We start from the raw sequence: 18648 nt of genomic DNA, 5'->3' as shown, positions 1-18648 counted from the left end.
AGCAGGGTGAGCGTTACATTTTGACGGTGCTTTTATTGAACGCGCCGGGCTTGTGGAGGCAAATCCCCTTGTCCACCAATACAGGCCGTTGATAACGCTCGAAACCGCGCGACTTGCCCAGGGCTTGCTTATCCTGCAAGACGTTCTGCCGAGAGGACAGTGACCGGTCGCTGACGCTCAGCATGGCTCCCTTGTTCATTTGTACCGGCACGGCATGCTGCAGTTCGCTACTGCACATTTCGGCAGCCGGTGCGGCATTGCCCGCGAGGCTGGTCATTGCGATGAGGGATGACAGAACGAGCACTCGAAAGGTTGTCTTCATCTTATTCTCCTTAACAGTCATGCTGGTGATGCTGTTCGATGATGGATCCATGCAAATTATTTGGCTTACCGATGAAACTTAACTTGCATTGGTGTTGCCCAATTGACTATGGCTCCATCATAGCCAAGCCGCTTGCGCCTCCCCATAGGACGGCGATGATAGTTTTTGTCAGAAGGCGCTGACATCCTCTGTTCCAAATGCACAAACGAGAAAGCCCCGCTTGGCGGGGCTTTCTCTTGCTTGTCACCGGCGTTTAGAACAACAGCCAGATCAACACCAGGACCGTAATAGGGACACCCAGCAACCATGCGATGATATAAGGCATATATCTCTCCTTTGGCTAATTAATATGTATTTCTGGCGGCGGCATGCACCAGGTTGCGCGCAGTGACGGAACCCGCCACCACAGCGGCGACAAGGCTGAGCAGGAACCCTAGGGTAGCCCACAACGCGAACTTGGCGGCTGCTTCAGCTGCCTGGTCGGCTGCTTCCTTGGCTTTTTCCTTGCCGGCGGCGTAGGCGTCCTCAAGCTTTTTCACTTCCTCGTCGGCCTGCTCCTTGGAAACGCCTGTCGCATCCGCCAGTGTGGAAACAACGCGGTCACGATCGATGGCTCGGCTCGCTTCATCAGGGTTGGCCAGGTAGCGGCTCAAGGCGTGCCAGTAAGCACCGCCGCCACGATGACCCCTGCCCTGGCCTTCCTCGGTCACCTGTTGGTCCACGCTGTTCTTGGCATTGCGGAAGAATTCTTCCACTTCTTGCCTCAGTTCGCCGCCAGGTCCATTGGTCGCAAGCAAGGTGCCGCCGGCGACGGCGCCGCTGCCAGCTACGCCGAGCACGCCTGCGGTGGTCTTGAATGCGCCGCCAGCGAGGTTGGTGAATACGCAAGCGCCCGCGATGGTGGCCAATGCCCAGATGACGATGCCCAGCAAGGCCCCGCGGCAACGCGTGATTTCACCGGAAGACAACACGGCAACGATGGTCCCCGCGGTCAATGAGAATATCCATGACACGATCCACCATAATGCTGCGCCGATGCCAAATGCCTGGGCCGTAGGCGTCCCGCCTGGATCGGTCGGTTCTACGAAACTGAAGCCCACGCCTGTGCCCAACAGGCTCAAGATCAGTTGTATCGCGACCGCCACGGCCACCCCGGCCAGGATTGCCCGCCATGAAATGGGTAAGACCAGCCAGTCATCCCTCCTTGCTGCTTCGCTATGCAACGTTGCCATATTTGCCTCCTAAACATATTTGAGTGGTTGTTTTATTTCTAGCCTCGAATGCGGCTGAGAAGCAGATTAGGAGAAGCAGAGCAGCAACGTCATAGGCAAACTGCTCGAATAGTTGTCAGAACGGTCCTACGCGTACCTGCAGGCCGTCAAACTTCATTTTTTCCTACAAAGAAGCGCTATATTGTCCTACATCGTCGATACGGCATTATGAGTAGGATATGAAAATCTCTTCATTGCCCTAGACTTAGCGCGCCATGAAAAAAATTGCATTGATCAGCCAGGACAGCTTGGTCAACTATTCGCTCAGCCATCTGCTTTCGCAGCATAAGGAAATGCAGATCAAGCACGTACTGGCGAATATAGACGAGGAAAAGATCAGGAAACTGCGGGCCAAGCGGCAGCTCGACTTAGTCATCGTCTGCGTGTCTTCCTGCAAGAGAGACGGGTTGGAGCTGCTGTCGCACTTGCGCGGCATTGCACCGCACATTCCCGTGCTGTTGCTCAGCAATACCGAAGAAGAGCATTTCCTGCTTAACTTCATCCGTTGCGGCAGCAAGGGCTACCTCGACAAATATGCTGGCGAAGGCGAGCTGTTCCAGGCCATAGAAACGGTGTCTGGCGGAAAATATTACCTGCCGGAAAAACTCAGGCTGGCACTGCAGGCGGAACAAGAGCCCCTCCCGCACGAGCAACTTTCCAAGCGCGAGTTCCAGGTGTTCTTGAAATTCATCCAGCGCAAAACCATTGCCACCGTGGCGCGCGAACTGAACGTCACCGCGGGCGCCGTCAGCGTGTTCCGCAGCCGGGTGTTGAAGAAACTCAACTTCAAGAGCAATGCCGATTTCATCTTCTACGCATTGCAGCACCACTTGCTGACATTGCCAGACATACAACCCCAGCACTCCCCAACCTAGCATGCACTGAAACAGTCAGGCTATTATTCAGCCTGACTGCTTGGCCTGTTCACGGTCCTGTCATGACATGACGCGTGAACAGGCCCTTGTACCTACTTTTCCATCCAGAGGAATTGGTCATTATCAGTCTTGATGAAGAAATGGCCGTTCTTGTCTATCTTCAATGCGCGAATGCGGTATTCGTTCAACACCGGCTCGGCATATATCAGGCGCTCGCCTTCCTTGCGCATGTATAGCAGGGAATTGGCGGCCATCCCCGCGACGAAGAAGCCGCCCTCCCAATACTCGTTCTTGCCGGTCTTGGGATATTTGGCGATCGCGCCCACGCCTATGGAGGGGTTGAATACGAATGCGGGCTTCTCGAACTTCTCGTGCGAGTTGTACTTGTTGCCGTAGTAGTTGCCCATGCCCTCGCGTTCGTACAGGGTGCCGTAGCTCACCACCGGCCAGCCGTAGTTGCGGCCATGCTTGATGAGGTTGATTTCGTCCCCGCCCCTCGGGCCGTGCTCGGTTTCCCATAACTCGTTGCTTTCACGGTCGAAATACAAGCCGCCGGAAGGCGAGCGCAAGCCCGAGGCATAGATCTCGGCACTGGCGTCCCGCAGGTTGATCTTGATCATCTTGCCGAGCGCAGTGGTTGGGTCCTGCACCCCGTCTGGCTTGGAAAAATCCCCCACGCTCAGGAACATGGTGTCGTCATCCGCGCCCAATACCAGCTTGCCACCCACTTGGTGGCCGAGGAAAGGCTCCTTGATCGCCGGGTAAGTGACGAAGATATCCTTGCGGAAGGTCAGCTCAGCATTCTCCTGGTCGAGCTCAAAGGCGGATACCGCCAGCCTAGCGCCGTTCGCCTCGTGGTCCCAAGTGGTATAGGCCACATAAAGGGTATTGCCGACCAGCAGCGAGTCCTTGACTCCGGCCAGCTCCTTGCAATACACCAGGTTGTCATAATCATCGCCCTTGCTTTCCTCGCGTTCTTCCAGCCCGGGCTTGGTCAATGCATCGGCATTCTTGGTAATCTCAAGCTCGCTGGCTTCGTTGATCTTGGTGAAATAAACCTCGCCGCACTTAGTAATGAAGAGGAATTGCTTGTTGCCCAGCATTTCGAAAGGACCGGTGGGGTACTGGTCGCTGAACGGCAGTTCGCGCACTTCGAGCTCTTCCGTGCCGAAGATCGAGGATATTTTTGCCTGGCGAGGCTCAGGTACTATTTCATCCACGTCGACACTGGCAAAATAGCCTTGACCGAAAGGCCACCATTGCATGTGATACTGGCCGGCTCCGGCAAAAAATAAAGCAATGCCAACAATCAGGAATAACAGGGAAAGAAAAAACTTTTTGTACTTTTTAATAATATGCATACGCTGCCTTATTAATGTTGATTTGTATAGGAAGTTTCTGCAGCAGAACTCCCATTCAAAATGACAAGCGCATTGCTCAAAAGTTGCTGAGCCATTAGTTCATGCTGTCATATTCTGCTTCGACAGCCACATGCCAACGGTTGCGCCCCGCCAGTTTTGCCTTATACATCGCCTTGTCGGCCTGCCTCAACAAGACATCATCCGTCATCTGCCGCCCGGAACTCAATGCGATACCGATACTGGCGGAAATGTGCAAACCGCCCTCCACCGGGCGCGCCAACTCCACCACCAGTTTTTCCGCAATCCGTATGGCATCTTCGGCCCCATGGATATCCTCCAGCACCACGACGAACTCGTCCCCTCCCAGCCGGGCGGTCACATCGCTCACCCGCGTCACCTTGCGCAGGCGCGCAGCCACCACCTGCAGCACCAGGTCGCCGGCGGCATGCCCGTAAGTGTCATTGATTTCTTTGAATCCGTCCAAATCGATCAACAGCACGGCCACGACGCTATTGTCCCGCTCTGCCCGGGCGAGCGCGCGCTTGAGGCTGTCGTTCATGAGGGTCCGGTTTGCCAGCCCGGTCAGGGCGTCGTGCAATGCCATATAGCGCAGTTCGCGCTCCTTGTGGCGCAGCTGGGTGTTGACTGCCTCGATCTCCTTGGTGCGCAAGGCGACCCGCTCTTCCAAGTCGTGCTCCGTCTTGATCAGGGCATCCACCAGCTCCTGTTTGGCATTCAGGGTGTCGCGCTGGGCCTGTTCCTTTTCCTTGCGCATGATGGTGATGCGGTCGGCCAGGGCGAAAGACAGCATGAGCATCTCGATGGCAGAACCGATCTGCATGGAATAAATGGTGAAGGCATTGGTCGGCACCCAGCCCAGATTGCGCAGCCCGAGGATCACGACCCCGGCCAGCACAGCGCTCCATGCCAACAGGAAATAGAACGCGCCTGGGTTTTTGCGCATATAGGAAACGACCGCCACCGAGGTGACAAACAATGAAAATACCACGCCCGACAAGGAAACCAACAGCGCAGAAAAGCGATATGACAAGGCCAGCGGGGATAGCATAATCAAGGCAAACAATACGGCAAACGCCAGCATCGCCCGGTCCAGCCTCGGAAAATTCCCCCGTGTATTCAGGAAGATGCGGCTGAAGAACACGCCAAAGAATCCAGTGGCCGCCATGCCGCAGGGCAAGGCGACATTGCCCCACTCGGGCCATGTGGGCCAGAGGAACTGGTTCCCCAGGCCGTTCAACGATGCCTGCGCCACCACCATGCTGCCGACGAAAGCCACGTAAAACAGGAACACGGTTTCGCGCGTAGAGAGGTAGATCAGGAAATTGTAGAAAAACAGGGCAAGCAGGGCGCCGTAATACAAGCTCAGCAAAGAATAGGCGTATTGGTCATGCGCATGCATCGCCTTGACTTGCCAGAGGTTGACCGGCACCGTCAACGTCCCCTGCGACACGACCTTGATGTAAATGGCATGCTCCCCCGCCGGCAGCTTGAGCGGGAACACCAGGTTGCGGTGCGGGTAAGGCCGCTGATTGAAAGGATAAATATCGCCAGCCGCCTGTCGCCGGTAGATGCCATCACTATCCGGGCTATAGACTTCGACATGGTCCAGGGAGGCAAACGCGACTTCCAGCAGCCGGTCCTCGGCGCTACCGGGCGCCACGGACACCGGCAGCGCAAACCAAAACGCGGAACGGGAGTAGCCCAGGTTGACGTTGCCCAGCTCATTCAGCGCGGGCTTCCATACGCCGCTTTCTTGCAAAGACGGCAAGTCTTTCAACGTAAGCTGATGGCCTCGATCCTCCAGGTATTGCAGGAAAGGGCCGGCATACGCCAACGCGTGACTGTCATCCAGGCGCAACGCGGCAGGTTGCGCCCAGGCACAGGCATGGCAGATCAGCAGCAATATCAATGTGACTAGCCTACGCAACCACTCCCCTTTTCCGCGCCATGATATTTATCGCATCATGACGACAATACCTCCTGCTGATGGCGGGAAACAAACTCCATAATGTTGTTTGCCGGCAGGGGCTTGCTGAAATAATAGCCCTGGGCGCTATCACAGCCCTGGGCACGCAAATAATCCAATTGTGCTTCAGTTTCGACGCCCTCCGCCACCAGCCCCAGTCCCAGAATGCGCGCAAGCGCGATGGTGGCGGCACAAATCGCCGCGTCGTTCGGGTCGGTCTCGATGTCCTTGACGAAGGAGCGGTCTATCTTCAGGCGCGTCAACGGCAACAGCTTGAGATAACTCAAGGAAGAATATCCCGTACCAAAGTCATCGATCGCCAACGCGACACCCTTGTTCTTCAATTTCTTCATGCGCGGAATGGTCTGCTCGGGATCATCCATGGCCGCGCTTTCGGTGATCTCGAGCTCAAGCATTCCCGGCTTGATATTATGCGCCGAAATCAAGCTGTCAATCAGGGTAAACAGATGCCTGGATTTTAATTGACGCGCGGAAATATTGACAGAAATACACACCTCTTCCAAGCCTTGCTGGCTCCATTGGCTGATTTGCCGGCATGCCTCGCGCAACACCCATTCGCCCAGCGGAATCACCAGGTTGCATTCCTCCGCAATCCTGATGAACTTGTTCGGGTACACCATGCCCCACTCCGGATGATTCCAGCGTACGAGCGCTTCCATGCCGATGATGCGTCCAGTAGCGATCTCTACCTGCGGTTGGTAGTGCAGCTCGAACTCGTCCCGCAGCAATGCCTGGCGCAAATGGTTCTCCATATGCATGCGCTCATTGATTTCCTCGCGCATCTTTTCGGTGAAGAACTTGAAATTGTTTTTGCCGGAGGACTTGGCCTCATACATCGCGGTATCGACATTCTTGAGCAGGCTATGGGCGTCGCTGCCGTCGCGCGGGGAAATCCCGATGCCGATGCTGGAAGACGAATGCAGCTCATAGCCTTCGATCAGATAAGGCTGCGCCAGACGCTGCAACACCTGCTCCGCCACGCGGCCCACCATCTGCGGCGCCTGCTGGCTGCCGAGTACGATCACAAACTCGTCCCCGCCAAGCCGGGCCACCAGCCCTTGGTCGGCAACACAGGAAACCAGGCGCCTCGCCACTTCCACCAATAGCTGGTCCCCGACATGGTGCCCCAGGGTATCGTTGATAATCTTGAAATTATCAAGATCGAGGATCATCACACCGATGGGCTGCGCGTCTGCCAGCCGCTCCTCCAGCCCGTTATAGAGGCTCATGCGATTCGGCAGGCCGGTGAGCGTGTCGGTATGCGCCAGGTCATGAATCCTGGCCTCGTTGGCCTTGCGTTCGCTGATATCGCTGAAAGTGTTGATGTAGCACTCGGCCCTGCCGTCTTGGCCGGTGACCGTGGTAATGGTCAGCGCGACGGGGAAAACGTGCCCCTGTTTGTGCCGTATCAAAGTTTCGCCTTGCCAGATGCCTTTCTCATTGACGGAAAAATAAGCCTGCTGCCTGTTTTCCGCCATCATCTGCTCGGCCGCAAGGAAACTGACCGGCATGCCCAATAACTCCTGTGCCGAATATCCCGTCAATTCGGTGACTGCAGGATTGATGCCGATCACTTCATCGCCGGGGCTGGCAATCAGCATGCCTTCGCTGGAAGAAGTGAATACGCTGGTGGCCAGGCGCGTCCTGGCATCCCGCTGGCGCAACTGCTGGATAGTGCGCAACCAAACATAGGCGAGCGTTGCCAAGGCCAGCGCCAGCGACACACCGATCCAGAAAATCCAGTTGTCCGGCTGGGCCAGCTGCCCCCATCCCTTCGTCGGCATGCTGGCAAGCTGCCAGTAAACATGCCCGTCCAAGGTAATGTCCAGCAACACCGGGTCATGGCTGAACAAGGCGCTGTCCCCGCTGATCATTTCAGCATGGCCGCGGTCATCCATGCGCCGCAGGGCATAACTCAGGACCGCGCCATGCACCTGCAAACCCGCAGCCTGCAACAGGCTGTCAATATCCAGTGCCACCGAAGCCGCTCCCCAATAAGACTCCTTACCAGCCTGATCAAACACGAACAGCGGCAAGCGGTGCACCAGGCCGCGCCCGCCCTGCACCAGGTCAATCGGCCCAACCAATTCGGGATGCCGCGATTCCTCCAGAGAGGCCTCCTGGCCAGTCGCCTGGGCCTGGTAGCGTAACCCGAGCAGCTTTTCATTCCCTGCCAGGGGATATACGTAGCGCACCACATTGCCCGGCGCCATCGTGATGGTCTTGAGGTGGCGCCCGTAATGCACCAGGCTGGCCACGACGCGGTTGAAACTGTCGGCATTGAAATTGGGATTGGCGGCAACATAGGTGGTCAGGCCCAGCCCGAGATGGATGGAGCTGTTCAGCTCTCCCTCGATACGAGCACGCACGCCTGCTGCCAGCGTCGTCACGTAATGGCGCTCTTCCTTGATCTTGGCTTGACGGTCAACCGTATGGATATAGGAAGCGACGCCAAGCAGGGAAATACCAATCAGGACTGCCACGATCAAGGGGGAGTAAAACCTCCATCCTCCTGATGCAATGCTGAATTGGCCGCCCTGGTCAGAAAACATGTTTTTTAGGTTCTTCGATTTTGAAAATGATGCGCTAATTGTAGCTTGGGTTGCCGGCCCATCGACCGGCAAAAGAGAATGGGAAGCCGCCCTTGATCAATTAACGGCTGGATCCAGGAAAGATTGAATTTTTTAGGCCGTCTGGGCCGGTGGTGGATGGTGTGATTCGTGCTTGCAATACCGTACATGATTCAGCACGGAGGATACGGCAATGCTCCTGATCCTGCTTGTCGCCCTGATTGTACTATCGCCCCTGGCAATGACGGGTGCGTTTTCACGTATCCTGCTGGTCAGCGTTTACGCAGGGCTCGCCCACCTGGCGAGCTTCATTGCGATCGCCGCCCTGCTGCGCCATATCATGCGCCGGCAACAAGTTGCCAACTGGCGCGCAAGGCGGCTGCGCTCGTGACCTCGGTTACTGCCAGACATACCCGAGGTTGAAGATCAGAGCGCTATCCGTGCTCTTGCGCCCGTCTGCCGGCTGTCCCGCCCAATCCAGGTTGTATTGGATCGAGGCATTGAAGTTGTTGATGATGGGGAAGCGCAAGCCGGTCTTGGTGAAGGCCAATGCATTGCTTGCGCTGTCCAGGCCCAGCAGGACTTCATGCTCATGGAAGAACTGGGTGCTGCCGCCGAAGACGCGCTGGTCGTACTTCAACGCCCAGCGCGCGCCCGGGTAGCTCTCGTTCTCGGCTTCGTAATAATTGACCGTCACATAGTTCAAGCCGCCTTCGACGAAGAGGTTGAGGTCCGGCCGCTCGTACACCTGGTAACCGCTACCGACGCCGGTTGTCGTCCGCAGCTTGATGTCGCGGAAGCGGTCGTTTTCCAGCGTGTTGTTGGCATAGACGTACCACTTGTTGCTGACGAATCGGTCCAGCTTGATGGAGGATCGGTTGTTGAACTGCGTATTCTCGCCGTTGTTGGTCGCGCGGTTGACCACGGCAGCCACTGTCAGACGGTGGTTGAGCGTGCGTGCGATCGATTCGCCGTCAAGACGGACCGTGGTGGTGTCGGTATTACCCTGCGTGACGGAACCCCCAAGGTTGATGCGGCCGCTCCAGTTGACCCCGACGCCCGACAATTCTGGCGTCGGGTTGATGTAGAGCAGGTCGGCCAGCGGAATCTCTTTCTCCTCGTACTGCTTCTTGCCGTCCTCCTCGTCATCCAGCTGCACCAGCTTGATCGTGGCCTTGCCGTTATCGTAGCTTTCCAGCGTCGTCTTCAGGTTGGAGCGGTCAGTCAGCGTGACGGCCAGCGGCTCATCGGTCTTGATGGTCTCGATCTCGGACCAGGTGACCTGGATGTCGCCCGCATACGAGGTATTGAACACTACCTTCTCATTGAATTTTCGCACCACTTTACCCGTGATCACGTCGCCATTTTTCAGGCGGATCTCATCTGCCCCGGCCGATAACGGCAATACCCCCAAGCCGACTATCACGGCACTGGCAACAGTGAAACCTTTCCACACAACACGATACAAAATTGATCCTTTCTGGTCCCATCCCTTACGGAACTCCAACCGGTAACTCGACATAGGGCGGTTCATTACAAACTCTCAGCTACGAGAGACTTGGTCACGCACGTCTACCCATGGGCTATCAATTGCAATACGGCTTTAGCTAATGCTGACTTACTGGTTCACAGGTTTGCCCTGGACCGCTTCCCCGACAGACTCGCCTATCAACAAACCACAAGACGGCGGATGAAATGCATCTTGATTAAAGCTTGATATCCGTAATGGCTATCATTCTATTATCCAATAATCCATGAGATCAAACCTCTGGCAAAGAGTTCAGCTTCATTCGGCTCAGCCTTACGATCCCGGTATCGATTATGAGAAAATAGCCGTAGACAACATTGTATCCAAGGAAGAGTCCGCATGAACAAGCCCGCTATCATCCTGCTCGCCGCCCTGTCGCTGCACGGCACCGCCGCATTGGCCGTATGCAAGGACTATGGCAACTTCAAGCCAGAAGAAGGCAGCCAGGTTGTCGGCGGCGTCGCGTTTGCGGACTACAAGGAAGACAAGATAGACGCCTACTTTTACGGCGAAATGTGCTGGACCGCCTCCGAAATCGCCGAGGAAGGCAACCGCCGTATTTTCTACAAGCTGATCGCCGGCCATGATGCCAACGGCCGCATTGCAGGCTACGTGCCGCTTGCCGAATCGGCGCCTGCCATGTTCACCTGCCCGCAAGGCAGCGTACAAGCCCCCTCCGATGGCTACTTCGACAAGGTAGAAGGCCCCAGGCCCGGCTTCCGCACCCTGGTTTGCAAAACCACGCAAACTGCGCCATAAGCCTGACATCTTCCCGCAGTATCATGCCCGGAACGACACAAACACAGGCATGAAGGCCTGCATAAAGCTATAATAATCAACTTTTTTACAATACCAATGCCGTGCCATGCCTGGTTACCCTCCGGGCGGCGGTGAGAAAAGAATGAGCCCATATCAAAAAATTGCGACTGACGATGTTCGCATCAAGGAAATCAAGGAGCTGAGATTACCGTCCGAGCTGCTTGAGGAGCTGCCCGCCAGTACCGCCATCACCGACAACATCGTGGCTACCCGCAGCGCCATTCATAAGATCCTGCACAGCGCCGACGACAGGCTGCTCGTCGTCATCGGCCCCTGCTCCATCCACGACTACGATGCCGGGCTGGAATACGCCCGCCGCCTGGTCGCCCTGCGCGCGCGCTTCGAGCACGAACTGCTGCTCGTGATGCGGGTCTATTTCGAAAAGCCGCGCACCACAGTGGGCTGGAAGGGCCTGATCAACGACCCCTTCCTCGACGGCAGCTACCGCATCAACGAGGGCCTGGAACTGGCACGCCGCTTCCTGCTGGACGTCAACGCCCTCGGCATGCCTGCCGGCACCGAATTCCTCGACGTCATCACCCCGCAATACACCGCAGATCTGGTCAGCTGGGGAGCGATCGGCGCTCGTACGACCGAATCGCAAATCCACCGCGAACTGGCCTCGGGCCTTTCCTGCCCGGTGGGCTTCAAGAACGGCACGGACGGCAATATCCGCATCGCCGTCGATGCCATCAAGGCAGCGGCCAGCCCGCACCATTTCCTCTCCGTGACCAAGGAAGGCCGCTCCGCCATCATCTCGACCAGCGGCAACGAGGATTGCCACGTCATCCTGCGCGGCGGCAAAACGCCGAACTACGATGCCGCCAGCGTGGAAGATGCCGCGCGCGAACTCGCCAATGCAGGGCTGGCCGCCAAGGTCATGATCGACTGCTCGCACGCCAACAGCCTCAAGCAGTATAAGCGCCAGATCGACGTCGTCGCCGACGTCACCAGCCAGATTGCCGGCGGGGACGACCGCATCGTCGGCCTGATGATCGAGTCGCACCTCAACGAGGGTCGGCAGGACCTGATCCCTGGTTGCCAGCTAGAATACGGCAAGTCGATCACCGACGGCTGCTTGGGCTGGGACGACTCCATCACTTTGCTCGATACCCTGGCCGAAAGCGTGCGCCAGCGCCGCAAGCGCCAGGAAGAAACCGAATAAGGCCGCGAACCGGGAACCGACATGCAGCCCGCAGCCTCATGGAGGCCGATGCATGCAAGCGACCTGCCAGCCGTCATGCGGATAGCCGGGCAGGTGCATCCCGGCTATCCAGAAGACCTAGCAATTTTCACTGAGCGCCAGCAGCTGTATCCTCAAGGTTGCTGGGTGCGGCAACAGGCAAGCCATATCTGCGGCTACCTGCTCAGCCATCCGTGGCAGCTCGGCATGCCTCCCGCCCTCAACAGCATGCTGCATGCGCTGCCCAGCCAGGCCACCACCTACTACCTGCACGATATTGCCCTGCTGCCGTCCTCACGCGGCTCGAATGCCGCTGGCGAGATTCTCGCGCAACTATATGCACAGGCCGCACATGAACGCCTGGACAACCTCTCGCTTATCGCAGTCAATCGCTCGTTCCGCTTCTGGCAGCGACAACAATTCCAGGCAGCCAATCATCTTGTCCCGGCAGCAAAACTGCAAAGTTACGATGACGCCGCTAGCTACATGGTGCGTGCATTGGCTTGATTCAAACCTGCCCCAGCGGCAGGCATGAAAAAGCCCGGCTAGGCCGAGCCGTTTGCACGCGATATCCTATTTTTAATGAACTGGAGCCGATGCCGCCGATTGCGTGGATTTGGGCTCATGCATAAGCAGCAAGGCCAACCCTGCCCCGATTCCCGCAGCAGCCGCGCCCAGCAGGAAAGCAAGCTGGTAGCCGGCCAGTAACGCCGACGGCAAGGCATTACCGTGCGCCAGCCACTTTTGGCTCACCAAGGCGGCCAGGCTTGCCAATACAGCCAATCCCACCGCGCCGCCCATCATGAAGGCCGTATTCACCACGCCGGACGCCAGGCCGGAATCTTCGGGCGCCACATCATTCATCGCAGCCAGCAGCAATGGGTTGAAGGCGATGCCGCCGCCCAACCCCAGCAGCACCATGGAAGGGAATATATCCAGCCAGAACATGCCATCCAGCGGCGCACGGGCGAACCATCCCAAGCCTAGCGCCGCCAGCACCAATCCCAGCGTCAACGAAGCGCGAATCCCGATGCGCATCACCAGCCACGCGGACAAGCCGAGGGAAAACAAGGCCATCACCACATTGGCCGGCAGGAACGCCAACCCCACCTGCAAGGCGTCGTAGCCCAGCACGAACTGCATATACAGCGCCGACATGAAGAACCAGGCGAACAAGGCAGCCGCCCAGAGCACGGCTACCACGTTGGCCACCGACACATTGCGCTGCCGGAACAGGCTCAAGGGCATCAATGGCGCGGCCACGCGCAATTGCAAGCGGATAAACCATGCAAACAATAACCCGGCCAGGGCAAACAAGCCCAGGGTCTCGCCGGAAAGCCAGCCCGTCTCGTTGCCGTTCACAATCGCATACACCGCCAGCATCATCGACGCCGTAATGCTCAACGCCCCGGCGACATCGAGCTTCTGCGGACGCAACTCGGCGCCATGCGCAGGCAGCAGCCGCAAACACAGCCCATAGACCACGATCCCGATCGGCAGGTTGACGAGGAAGATCCAGTGCCAGCTCAAGGTGCTCGTAAGCAATCCGCCCAACAATACCCCCAGGCTGCCGCCGCCCGCGCAGACAAAGCCGTAGACCCCCATCGCCTTGGCGCGCTCGCCCTGCTCGGTGAACAGATTCATGATCAACGACAACGCCACCGCCGACACCACCGCCCCGCCGAGCCCCTGCACGGCGCGCGCCCAGACCAATTGCTGCTGCGTCGCGGCCATCCCGCAAATCAGCGAAGCCAGCGTAAACGATGCAATCCCGATCAGGAACAAACGCCGCTGGCCGAAGAAATCCCCCAGCCGGCCGCCGAGAAGCAGAAAACCGCCGAAGGTGAGCATATAGGCGTTCACCACCCACACCAGCGAAGTTTCGCTGAACCCAAGGTCGGCCCGGATCGAAGGCAGCGCCACATTCACGATCGTGGTATCGAGCACGATCATGAGCACGCCGAAACACAAGACGATCAACGCCAGCCAGCGGTTATGGGTTTGTGCATGATGGCCTGTTTGCATAGCGCTAACCTCACAATTAAAAATACCAGGCCAAGCCTGGGAAGAAAAACCAATTTGAAGATACGGCCTTGAAACGAAAAAAGGGTTAGCTAAAAAGCTAACCCTTTGATATTCCTGGTGGGCCGTGCGGGGCTCGAACCTGCGACAAACGGATTAAAAGTCCGCTGCTCTACCAACTGAGCTAACGGCCCTTGAGATGAGACTCTCATCTCGGAAAGCGCGCAATTATGAAGAAAAGCGCCGGTGGCGTCAATGCTGGATTGCAATTTCCTTTGCTTCAGCAACCCATCCCATCAAGCGATTTCGATGCAAGCCTATGTGCAGGAAAGAATTTCCCCGCGCATCACCTCATGCCGGGAAAACGGCCCTGCATTGCGCGCATGATCTTGCTCATGCCGCCCTTCGAGAACATTTTCATCATTTTCTGCACTTCCTCGAACTGGTTGAGCAGGCGGTTGACCTCCTGCACCTGGACCCCTGCGCCGGCGGCAATGCGGCGCTTGCGCGTGGCCTTGATGATATCCGGCTTGCGGCGCTCCAAGGGAGTCATGGCATTGATGATGCCCTCAATGCGGCGCAAGGCCTTGTCGCCTGTCTCGCTATTGACTTGGCCCATCATGCCGGAAATCTGCGCGGGCATCTTGTCCATCAACGAGCCCATGCCACCCATCTTGCGCATTTGCAGCATCTGCGCCTTGAAGTCTTCAAGGTCGAAATTCTTGCCGGACTTGACCTTGTCGGCCAGCTTCTTGGCTTCGTCCAGGTCCACGTTCTTCTGTGCCTGCTCGATCAGCGAAAGCACGTCGCCCATGCCCAGCACGCGTGACGCCATGCGCTCAGGATGGAACAACTCTATGCCATCGACCTTTTCGCTCACGCCGATGTACTTGATCGGCTTGCCGGTGACATGGCGCACGGACAATGCCGCGCCACCTCGGGCATCGCCGTCGAGCTTGGTGAGCACCACGCCGGTCAAGGGCAGGGTTTCTCCGAATGCGCGTGCGGTGTTGACCGCATCCTGACCCTGCATGGCATCGACCACGAACAGAGTCTCGATCGGGTTGAGCAACTCATGCAGCTGCTTGATTTCCGCCATCATGGCTTCGTCGATGCCCAGGCGGCCCGCGGTATCGAAGATCAGCACGTCATAGAAATGCCGCTTGGCGAAGTCGAGGGCCTGCGCGGCGATATCCGCAGGCTTTTGCGTCGCATTGGAATCGAAACAGTCCACTTCCAGGCTCTTGGCCAGGGTTTTCAACTGCTCGATCGCGGCAGGCCGGTAGACGTCGGCGCTGGCCAGCAGCACCTTCTTTTTCTCGGCCTTCAGCAGCCGTGCCAGCTTGGCTGAGGTGGTGGTCTTGCCGGAGCCCTGCAAGCCTGCCATGAGGACGATGGCGGGAGGATTGGTGGCAAGATTGAGGCCGACGTTCTGCTCGCCCATGAGGCGGGTGAGCTCTTCGTGCACGACCTGGATCACGGCCTGGCCTGGAGACAGGCTTTGCAGCACTTCGCGGCCTACCGCGCGCTCCTTCACCTGGCTGACGAAATCCTTGACCACCGGCAAGGCCACATCGGCCTCCAGCAATGCCATGCGCACTTCGCGCATGGCGTCGGTGATGTTCTCTTCCGTGAGGCGGGCGTGCCCGCGTAGGGTTTTGACGACTTGCTGTAATCTGCTGCTGAGGTTTTCGAACATGATGGATACCAGTGGCGGCCGCCGTGGATTAACGCGTGCGTCAGGCGGCTGCATGTTATAGTGTTGTGAATATATGAATTCTAACCCAAGTCATCCCGTATGATTGCGTTTCTACCCGCTATTACCGCATTGATTTACCTGTTGGTGGCCGTCAACTACTGGCGCCAGACCAAGACCAGCGACGCATCGACCCCTTCCAAGCAGAATTGGCAGTCCGGCCTGATCGCCGTCGGGCTGGTGCTGCACGCGCTCTCGCTTTATTGCCACTTGTTCTCGCAGGGACTCAACCTGAGCTTTACCAATGCGCTGTCCACCATCCTCTGGCTCACCGTGCTTATTTACTGGATCACCAATATCAAGCACCACCTGCATAGCCTGCAGGCGTTCGTGCTGCCGCCAGCGGCCTTTTTCGTATTGCTGCAGGCATGGCAGCCCGAATCGCACGTGATCCCCTACGCCGACCAGCCCTTGTTCGTGGCCCACCTGGTGATTGCGATGCTGGCCTACAGCCTGCTGACTTTTGCCGCGCTGCATGCCTTGCTGATGACGGCCGCCGAACGCAAGCTGCACCAGAAATCGAGCTGGCTCAAGCTGCCCGACTTCCCGCCGCTCATGACGATGGAAACCCTGCTGTTCCGCATCATTACGCTGGGATTCATCCTGCTGACGCTGACCCTGATCAGCGGCATGATGTTCTCGGAGCTGTTGTTCGACCAGCCGTTCCAGTTCAACCACAAGAACGTGTTCACCATTCTCTCGTGGCTGATCTTCGGCGGGCTGCTGTTTGGCCGCTACCGCTACGGCTGGCGCGGACGCACCGCGGTGCGCTGGACCTTGAGCGGATTTGTCGTGCTATTGCTGGCTTATGCCGGCAGCAAGTTCGTGCTGGAAGTCCTGCTGCACCGCTAAAGCAGCTAACAAAACACTTCTGGCTATATATCAACGCAGGCTGATGACAGGCCAGCCCGCTTCCTCCGCATACGTCTTGAGCGTAGGGTCCGGATCCACCGCCACAGGCTTGTCCACCAGCTTCATCAATGGCAGGTCATTATGGGAATCGCTGTAGAACCAGGTAGTTTCGAAGTCGCTTAATGCCTGGTTGCGCTCTTCCAGCCACTCGTTGAGCCGCGTGATCTTGCCGGCCTGGAAGCTTGGGGTTCCCGTCACCTTGCCGGTAAACCTTCCATCCACTTCCTCTGGCGTGGTGCCAATCAGGTTATCGATGCCGAACTCGTGCGCGATCGGGGTGGTCACAAAGCTGTTGGTCGCGGTAATGATCATGAGCAGGTCGCCATTCTGGCGGTGCTTCTCCACCAATGCGCGTGCCTTGTCGGTGATCATGGGGCGGATTTTCTGCGCCATGTATTCGCGGTGCAATACGTCCAACTCGCTGCGCGGACGTTCGCTCAGGGGCTTGAGCTGGAAATCCAGGAAGGCGTAGATATCCAGCCTGCCGGCCTTGTAATCCTCATAAAAGGCAATATTCTTGGCCAGGTGTTCCTGCTCGTTGAGCAATCCCTTGCTGATGAGGAACTGGCCCCACTGGAAATCGCTGTCGCCAGCCAGCAGCGTGTTATCGAGGTCGAACAATGCGAGCTGCAAAATGTTTCTCCGTCTACGGCAAAAATTGTTAGAGTTTAGCTCATGAACCCGAAGTATGCGATCATCCCCGTGCCGCAAGGCCATCCAGGGCAATGAACCTGCCTGACTACCTGGTTCCGGCCGCCTGGCAATGGGTTGCCAATGCGCTGGCGCTGGCCCTGCTTGCCTATGCCGTCATCAAGTCCCCCTGGAGGCATTTGAGCGATCCGGCATTGCAACACGTTTTCCTCGGGTCCATCGTGGCGTTGATGGTCATTTGGAGCGTCAAGGCGGGCATACGCCCCGGCCTGAACATCCACCTCCTGGGCGCCACGGCCTTGTGCCTGATGTTCCGTTGGCAACTGGCGCTGATCGCGCTGGCGTTGATCCTCGTCAGCATCACCGCATTCGGCATGGCGGGATGGCAAACGCTGGGCGTCAACTTCATCATCATGGCCGCTATCCCGGTGGCTTTCAGCTACAACCTGTTCCGCCTAGTGGACAGCAAGCTGCCCAACCACCTGATCATCTACATCTTCGCCTGCGGCTTTCTATGCGCGGGACTCACCATCAGCCTGTGCGGCTTGAGCGCGGTGCTGATGCTAAGCGGCATGCAGGCCTACCCGCTTGATTACCTGTTCAGCAACTACCTGCCCTACTTCATCCTGATCGCCTGGTCGGAAGCTTTTCTTACCGGCATGGCGGTCACGCTGATGACGGCGTTCCGGCCACATTGGCTGGCTACTTTCAGCGACAAGCGCTATCTCAAGACCAAGCATTGACGGCTTAGCTGTGCCGCAACACGCATGGCAAGATAAGTCGAGCCCCAGATGTAATACAACCCGAATAATAAAATGTTGCGAGAGAAACGCACACATTGTCCCTTCCGGACTTTTACCGGCTTTGCGCAATAAAAAAGGCGCCCAGGAGGCGCCTTGCTTAACCACTTAAATTGTTTACAAGTGAAAATCGCCAGCAGCCTCAGGCTGGTAATCAATCTTCAATATCCTGTACTGGCGCACGCCTCCCGGCATGGCCCAGTCGATCACGTCGCCGACCCGGTATCCCAGGATGGCAGTGCCCAAGGGAGCCACCACCGAAATGCGGTTGGCCGAAGCGTCCGCATCGGCAGGAAACACCAGCGTGCAGTGCATCTCATGCCCATTCGCCTCGTCGCGCAGCAGCACGCGCGAATTCATGGTCACCACATCCGCGCCGACCTGCTCGGAGGCCACTTCTTCGCTGCGCGCCAGTTCATCTTCGAGGCGGGTAAGGTTGCCTGCCTCGGGGAAGCCGTTCTTGCGCAGTTGCTCAATCATGGAAAACAGCCGGTCCATATCAAAACTTGTTACCTGGATTGCACCTTGCAACATGGGGATTCCTTTACTTTTACCTTGATGATATTCGAT

General features: G+C 57.4%; 17 protein-coding genes and 1 tRNA gene. 7 read left to right on the top strand and 11 right to left on the bottom strand.

The window, feature by feature from the left end:
* Positions 1–13 precede the first annotated feature (13 nt).
* Both ACWXTG_RS13760 and ACWXTG_RS13755 read right to left on the bottom strand, forming a co-directional pair.
* The gene (locus ACWXTG_RS13760; RefSeq protein WP_480220221.1) at positions 14–322 is read right to left on the bottom strand and encodes a hypothetical protein; all 309 of its coding nucleotides are present in this window, start codon (positions 320–322) and stop codon (positions 14–16) included.
* 344 nt (positions 323–666) lie between these two features.
* Positions 667–1554, bottom strand: a complete 888-nt coding sequence (locus ACWXTG_RS13755; RefSeq protein ID WP_480220220.1) for a hypothetical protein — start codon at positions 1552–1554, stop codon at positions 667–669.
* Positions 1555–1808: 254 nt separating this feature from the next.
* Here ACWXTG_RS13755 and ACWXTG_RS13750 point away from each other — a divergent pair, with 254 nt between their 5' ends.
* The gene (locus ACWXTG_RS13750) at positions 1809–2468 is read left to right on the top strand and encodes a LuxR C-terminal-related transcriptional regulator (protein WP_480220219.1); all 660 of its coding nucleotides are present in this window, start codon (positions 1809–1811) and stop codon (positions 2466–2468) included.
* Between the two features lie 92 nt (positions 2469–2560).
* Here the strand turns inward: ACWXTG_RS13750 and ACWXTG_RS13745 are convergent, their stop codons facing one another.
* The 3 genes from ACWXTG_RS13745 to ACWXTG_RS13735 form a co-directional block, all read right to left on the bottom strand.
* Positions 2561–3733: a PQQ-dependent sugar dehydrogenase gene (locus ACWXTG_RS13745; protein WP_480220218.1), complete on the bottom strand. Its 1173-nt coding sequence runs from the start codon at positions 3731–3733 to the stop codon at positions 2561–2563.
* 190 nt (positions 3734–3923) lie between these two features.
* Positions 3924–5777: a 7TM diverse intracellular signaling domain-containing protein gene (locus ACWXTG_RS13740; RefSeq protein WP_480220217.1), complete on the bottom strand. Its 1854-nt coding sequence runs from the start codon at positions 5775–5777 to the stop codon at positions 3924–3926.
* 35 nt (positions 5778–5812) lie between these two features.
* Positions 5813–8389 (bottom strand): bifunctional diguanylate cyclase/phosphodiesterase, encoded by a 2577-nt coding sequence (locus ACWXTG_RS13735; RefSeq protein WP_480220216.1) that lies wholly within the window; start codon positions 8387–8389, stop codon positions 5813–5815.
* A gap of 211 nt (positions 8390–8600) precedes the next feature.
* Here ACWXTG_RS13735 and ACWXTG_RS13730 point away from each other — a divergent pair, with 211 nt between their 5' ends.
* Positions 8601–8798, top strand: coding sequence for a hypothetical protein (locus tag ACWXTG_RS13730; protein WP_480220215.1), 198 nt, complete (start codon positions 8601–8603; stop codon positions 8796–8798).
* A gap of 6 nt (positions 8799–8804) precedes the next feature.
* Here ACWXTG_RS13730 and ACWXTG_RS13725 read toward each other — a convergent pair whose 3' ends face one another.
* Positions 8805–9875: a DUF481 domain-containing protein gene (locus ACWXTG_RS13725; protein WP_480220214.1), complete on the bottom strand. Its 1071-nt coding sequence runs from the start codon at positions 9873–9875 to the stop codon at positions 8805–8807.
* 399 nt (positions 9876–10274) lie between these two features.
* Between ACWXTG_RS13725 and ACWXTG_RS13720 the strand changes: the two genes are divergently transcribed.
* From ACWXTG_RS13720 to ACWXTG_RS13710, 3 genes are all read left to right on the top strand, one after another.
* Positions 10275–10694: a hypothetical protein gene (locus tag ACWXTG_RS13720; RefSeq protein WP_480220213.1), complete on the top strand. Its 420-nt coding sequence runs from the start codon at positions 10275–10277 to the stop codon at positions 10692–10694.
* A gap of 142 nt (positions 10695–10836) precedes the next feature.
* Entirely contained in the window at positions 10837–11919 is a 1083-nt protein-coding gene (gene aroG, locus ACWXTG_RS13715; protein ID WP_407995050.1) for a 3-deoxy-7-phosphoheptulonate synthase AroG, read from the top strand.
* A gap of 48 nt (positions 11920–11967) precedes the next feature.
* A complete protein-coding gene (locus ACWXTG_RS13710) occupies positions 11968–12444 on the top strand; it encodes a GNAT family N-acetyltransferase (RefSeq protein WP_480220212.1) in 477 nt (158 codons plus the stop codon).
* Positions 12445–12516: 72 nt separating this feature from the next.
* On the opposite strand, the gene ACWXTG_RS13705 is transcribed toward ACWXTG_RS13710, so the two are convergent.
* From ACWXTG_RS13705 to ffh, 3 genes are all read right to left on the bottom strand, one after another.
* Positions 12517–13962 (bottom strand): DHA2 family efflux MFS transporter permease subunit, encoded by a 1446-nt coding sequence (locus ACWXTG_RS13705; RefSeq protein ID WP_480220211.1) that lies wholly within the window; start codon positions 13960–13962, stop codon positions 12517–12519.
* A 115-nt stretch (positions 13963–14077) separates the two neighbouring features.
* Positions 14078–14153: transfer RNA gene (locus tag ACWXTG_RS13700), tRNA-Lys, on the bottom strand.
* Positions 14154–14305: 152 nt separating this feature from the next.
* The gene (ffh, locus tag ACWXTG_RS13695; RefSeq protein WP_309564431.1) at positions 14306–15658 is read right to left on the bottom strand and encodes a signal recognition particle protein; all 1353 of its coding nucleotides are present in this window, start codon (positions 15656–15658) and stop codon (positions 14306–14308) included.
* A 99-nt stretch (positions 15659–15757) separates the two neighbouring features.
* Between ffh and ACWXTG_RS13690 the strand changes: the two genes are divergently transcribed.
* Positions 15758–16567, top strand: a complete 810-nt coding sequence (locus ACWXTG_RS13690; protein WP_480220210.1) for a cytochrome C assembly family protein — start codon at positions 15758–15760, stop codon at positions 16565–16567.
* A 30-nt stretch (positions 16568–16597) separates the two neighbouring features.
* On the opposite strand, the gene ACWXTG_RS13685 is transcribed toward ACWXTG_RS13690, so the two are convergent.
* Positions 16598–17260: a histidinol-phosphatase gene (locus ACWXTG_RS13685; RefSeq protein ID WP_480220209.1), complete on the bottom strand. Its 663-nt coding sequence runs from the start codon at positions 17258–17260 to the stop codon at positions 16598–16600.
* A 92-nt stretch (positions 17261–17352) separates the two neighbouring features.
* Between ACWXTG_RS13685 and ACWXTG_RS13680 the strand changes: the two genes are divergently transcribed.
* Positions 17353–18021, top strand: coding sequence for an energy-coupling factor ABC transporter permease (locus ACWXTG_RS13680; protein ID WP_480220208.1), 669 nt, complete (start codon positions 17353–17355; stop codon positions 18019–18021).
* Between the two features lie 174 nt (positions 18022–18195).
* Here ACWXTG_RS13680 and rnk read toward each other — a convergent pair whose 3' ends face one another.
* Entirely contained in the window at positions 18196–18612 is a 417-nt protein-coding gene (gene rnk / locus ACWXTG_RS13675) for a nucleoside diphosphate kinase regulator (protein WP_407995043.1), read from the bottom strand.
* Positions 18613–18648: the final 36 nt, after the last annotated feature.

It is taken from the genome of Methylobacillus sp. DLP286 (assembly GCF_056636515.1).
The sequence above is the reverse complement of the archived record's forward strand: the minus strand, read 5'-3'. Positions and strand labels throughout refer to the sequence as shown.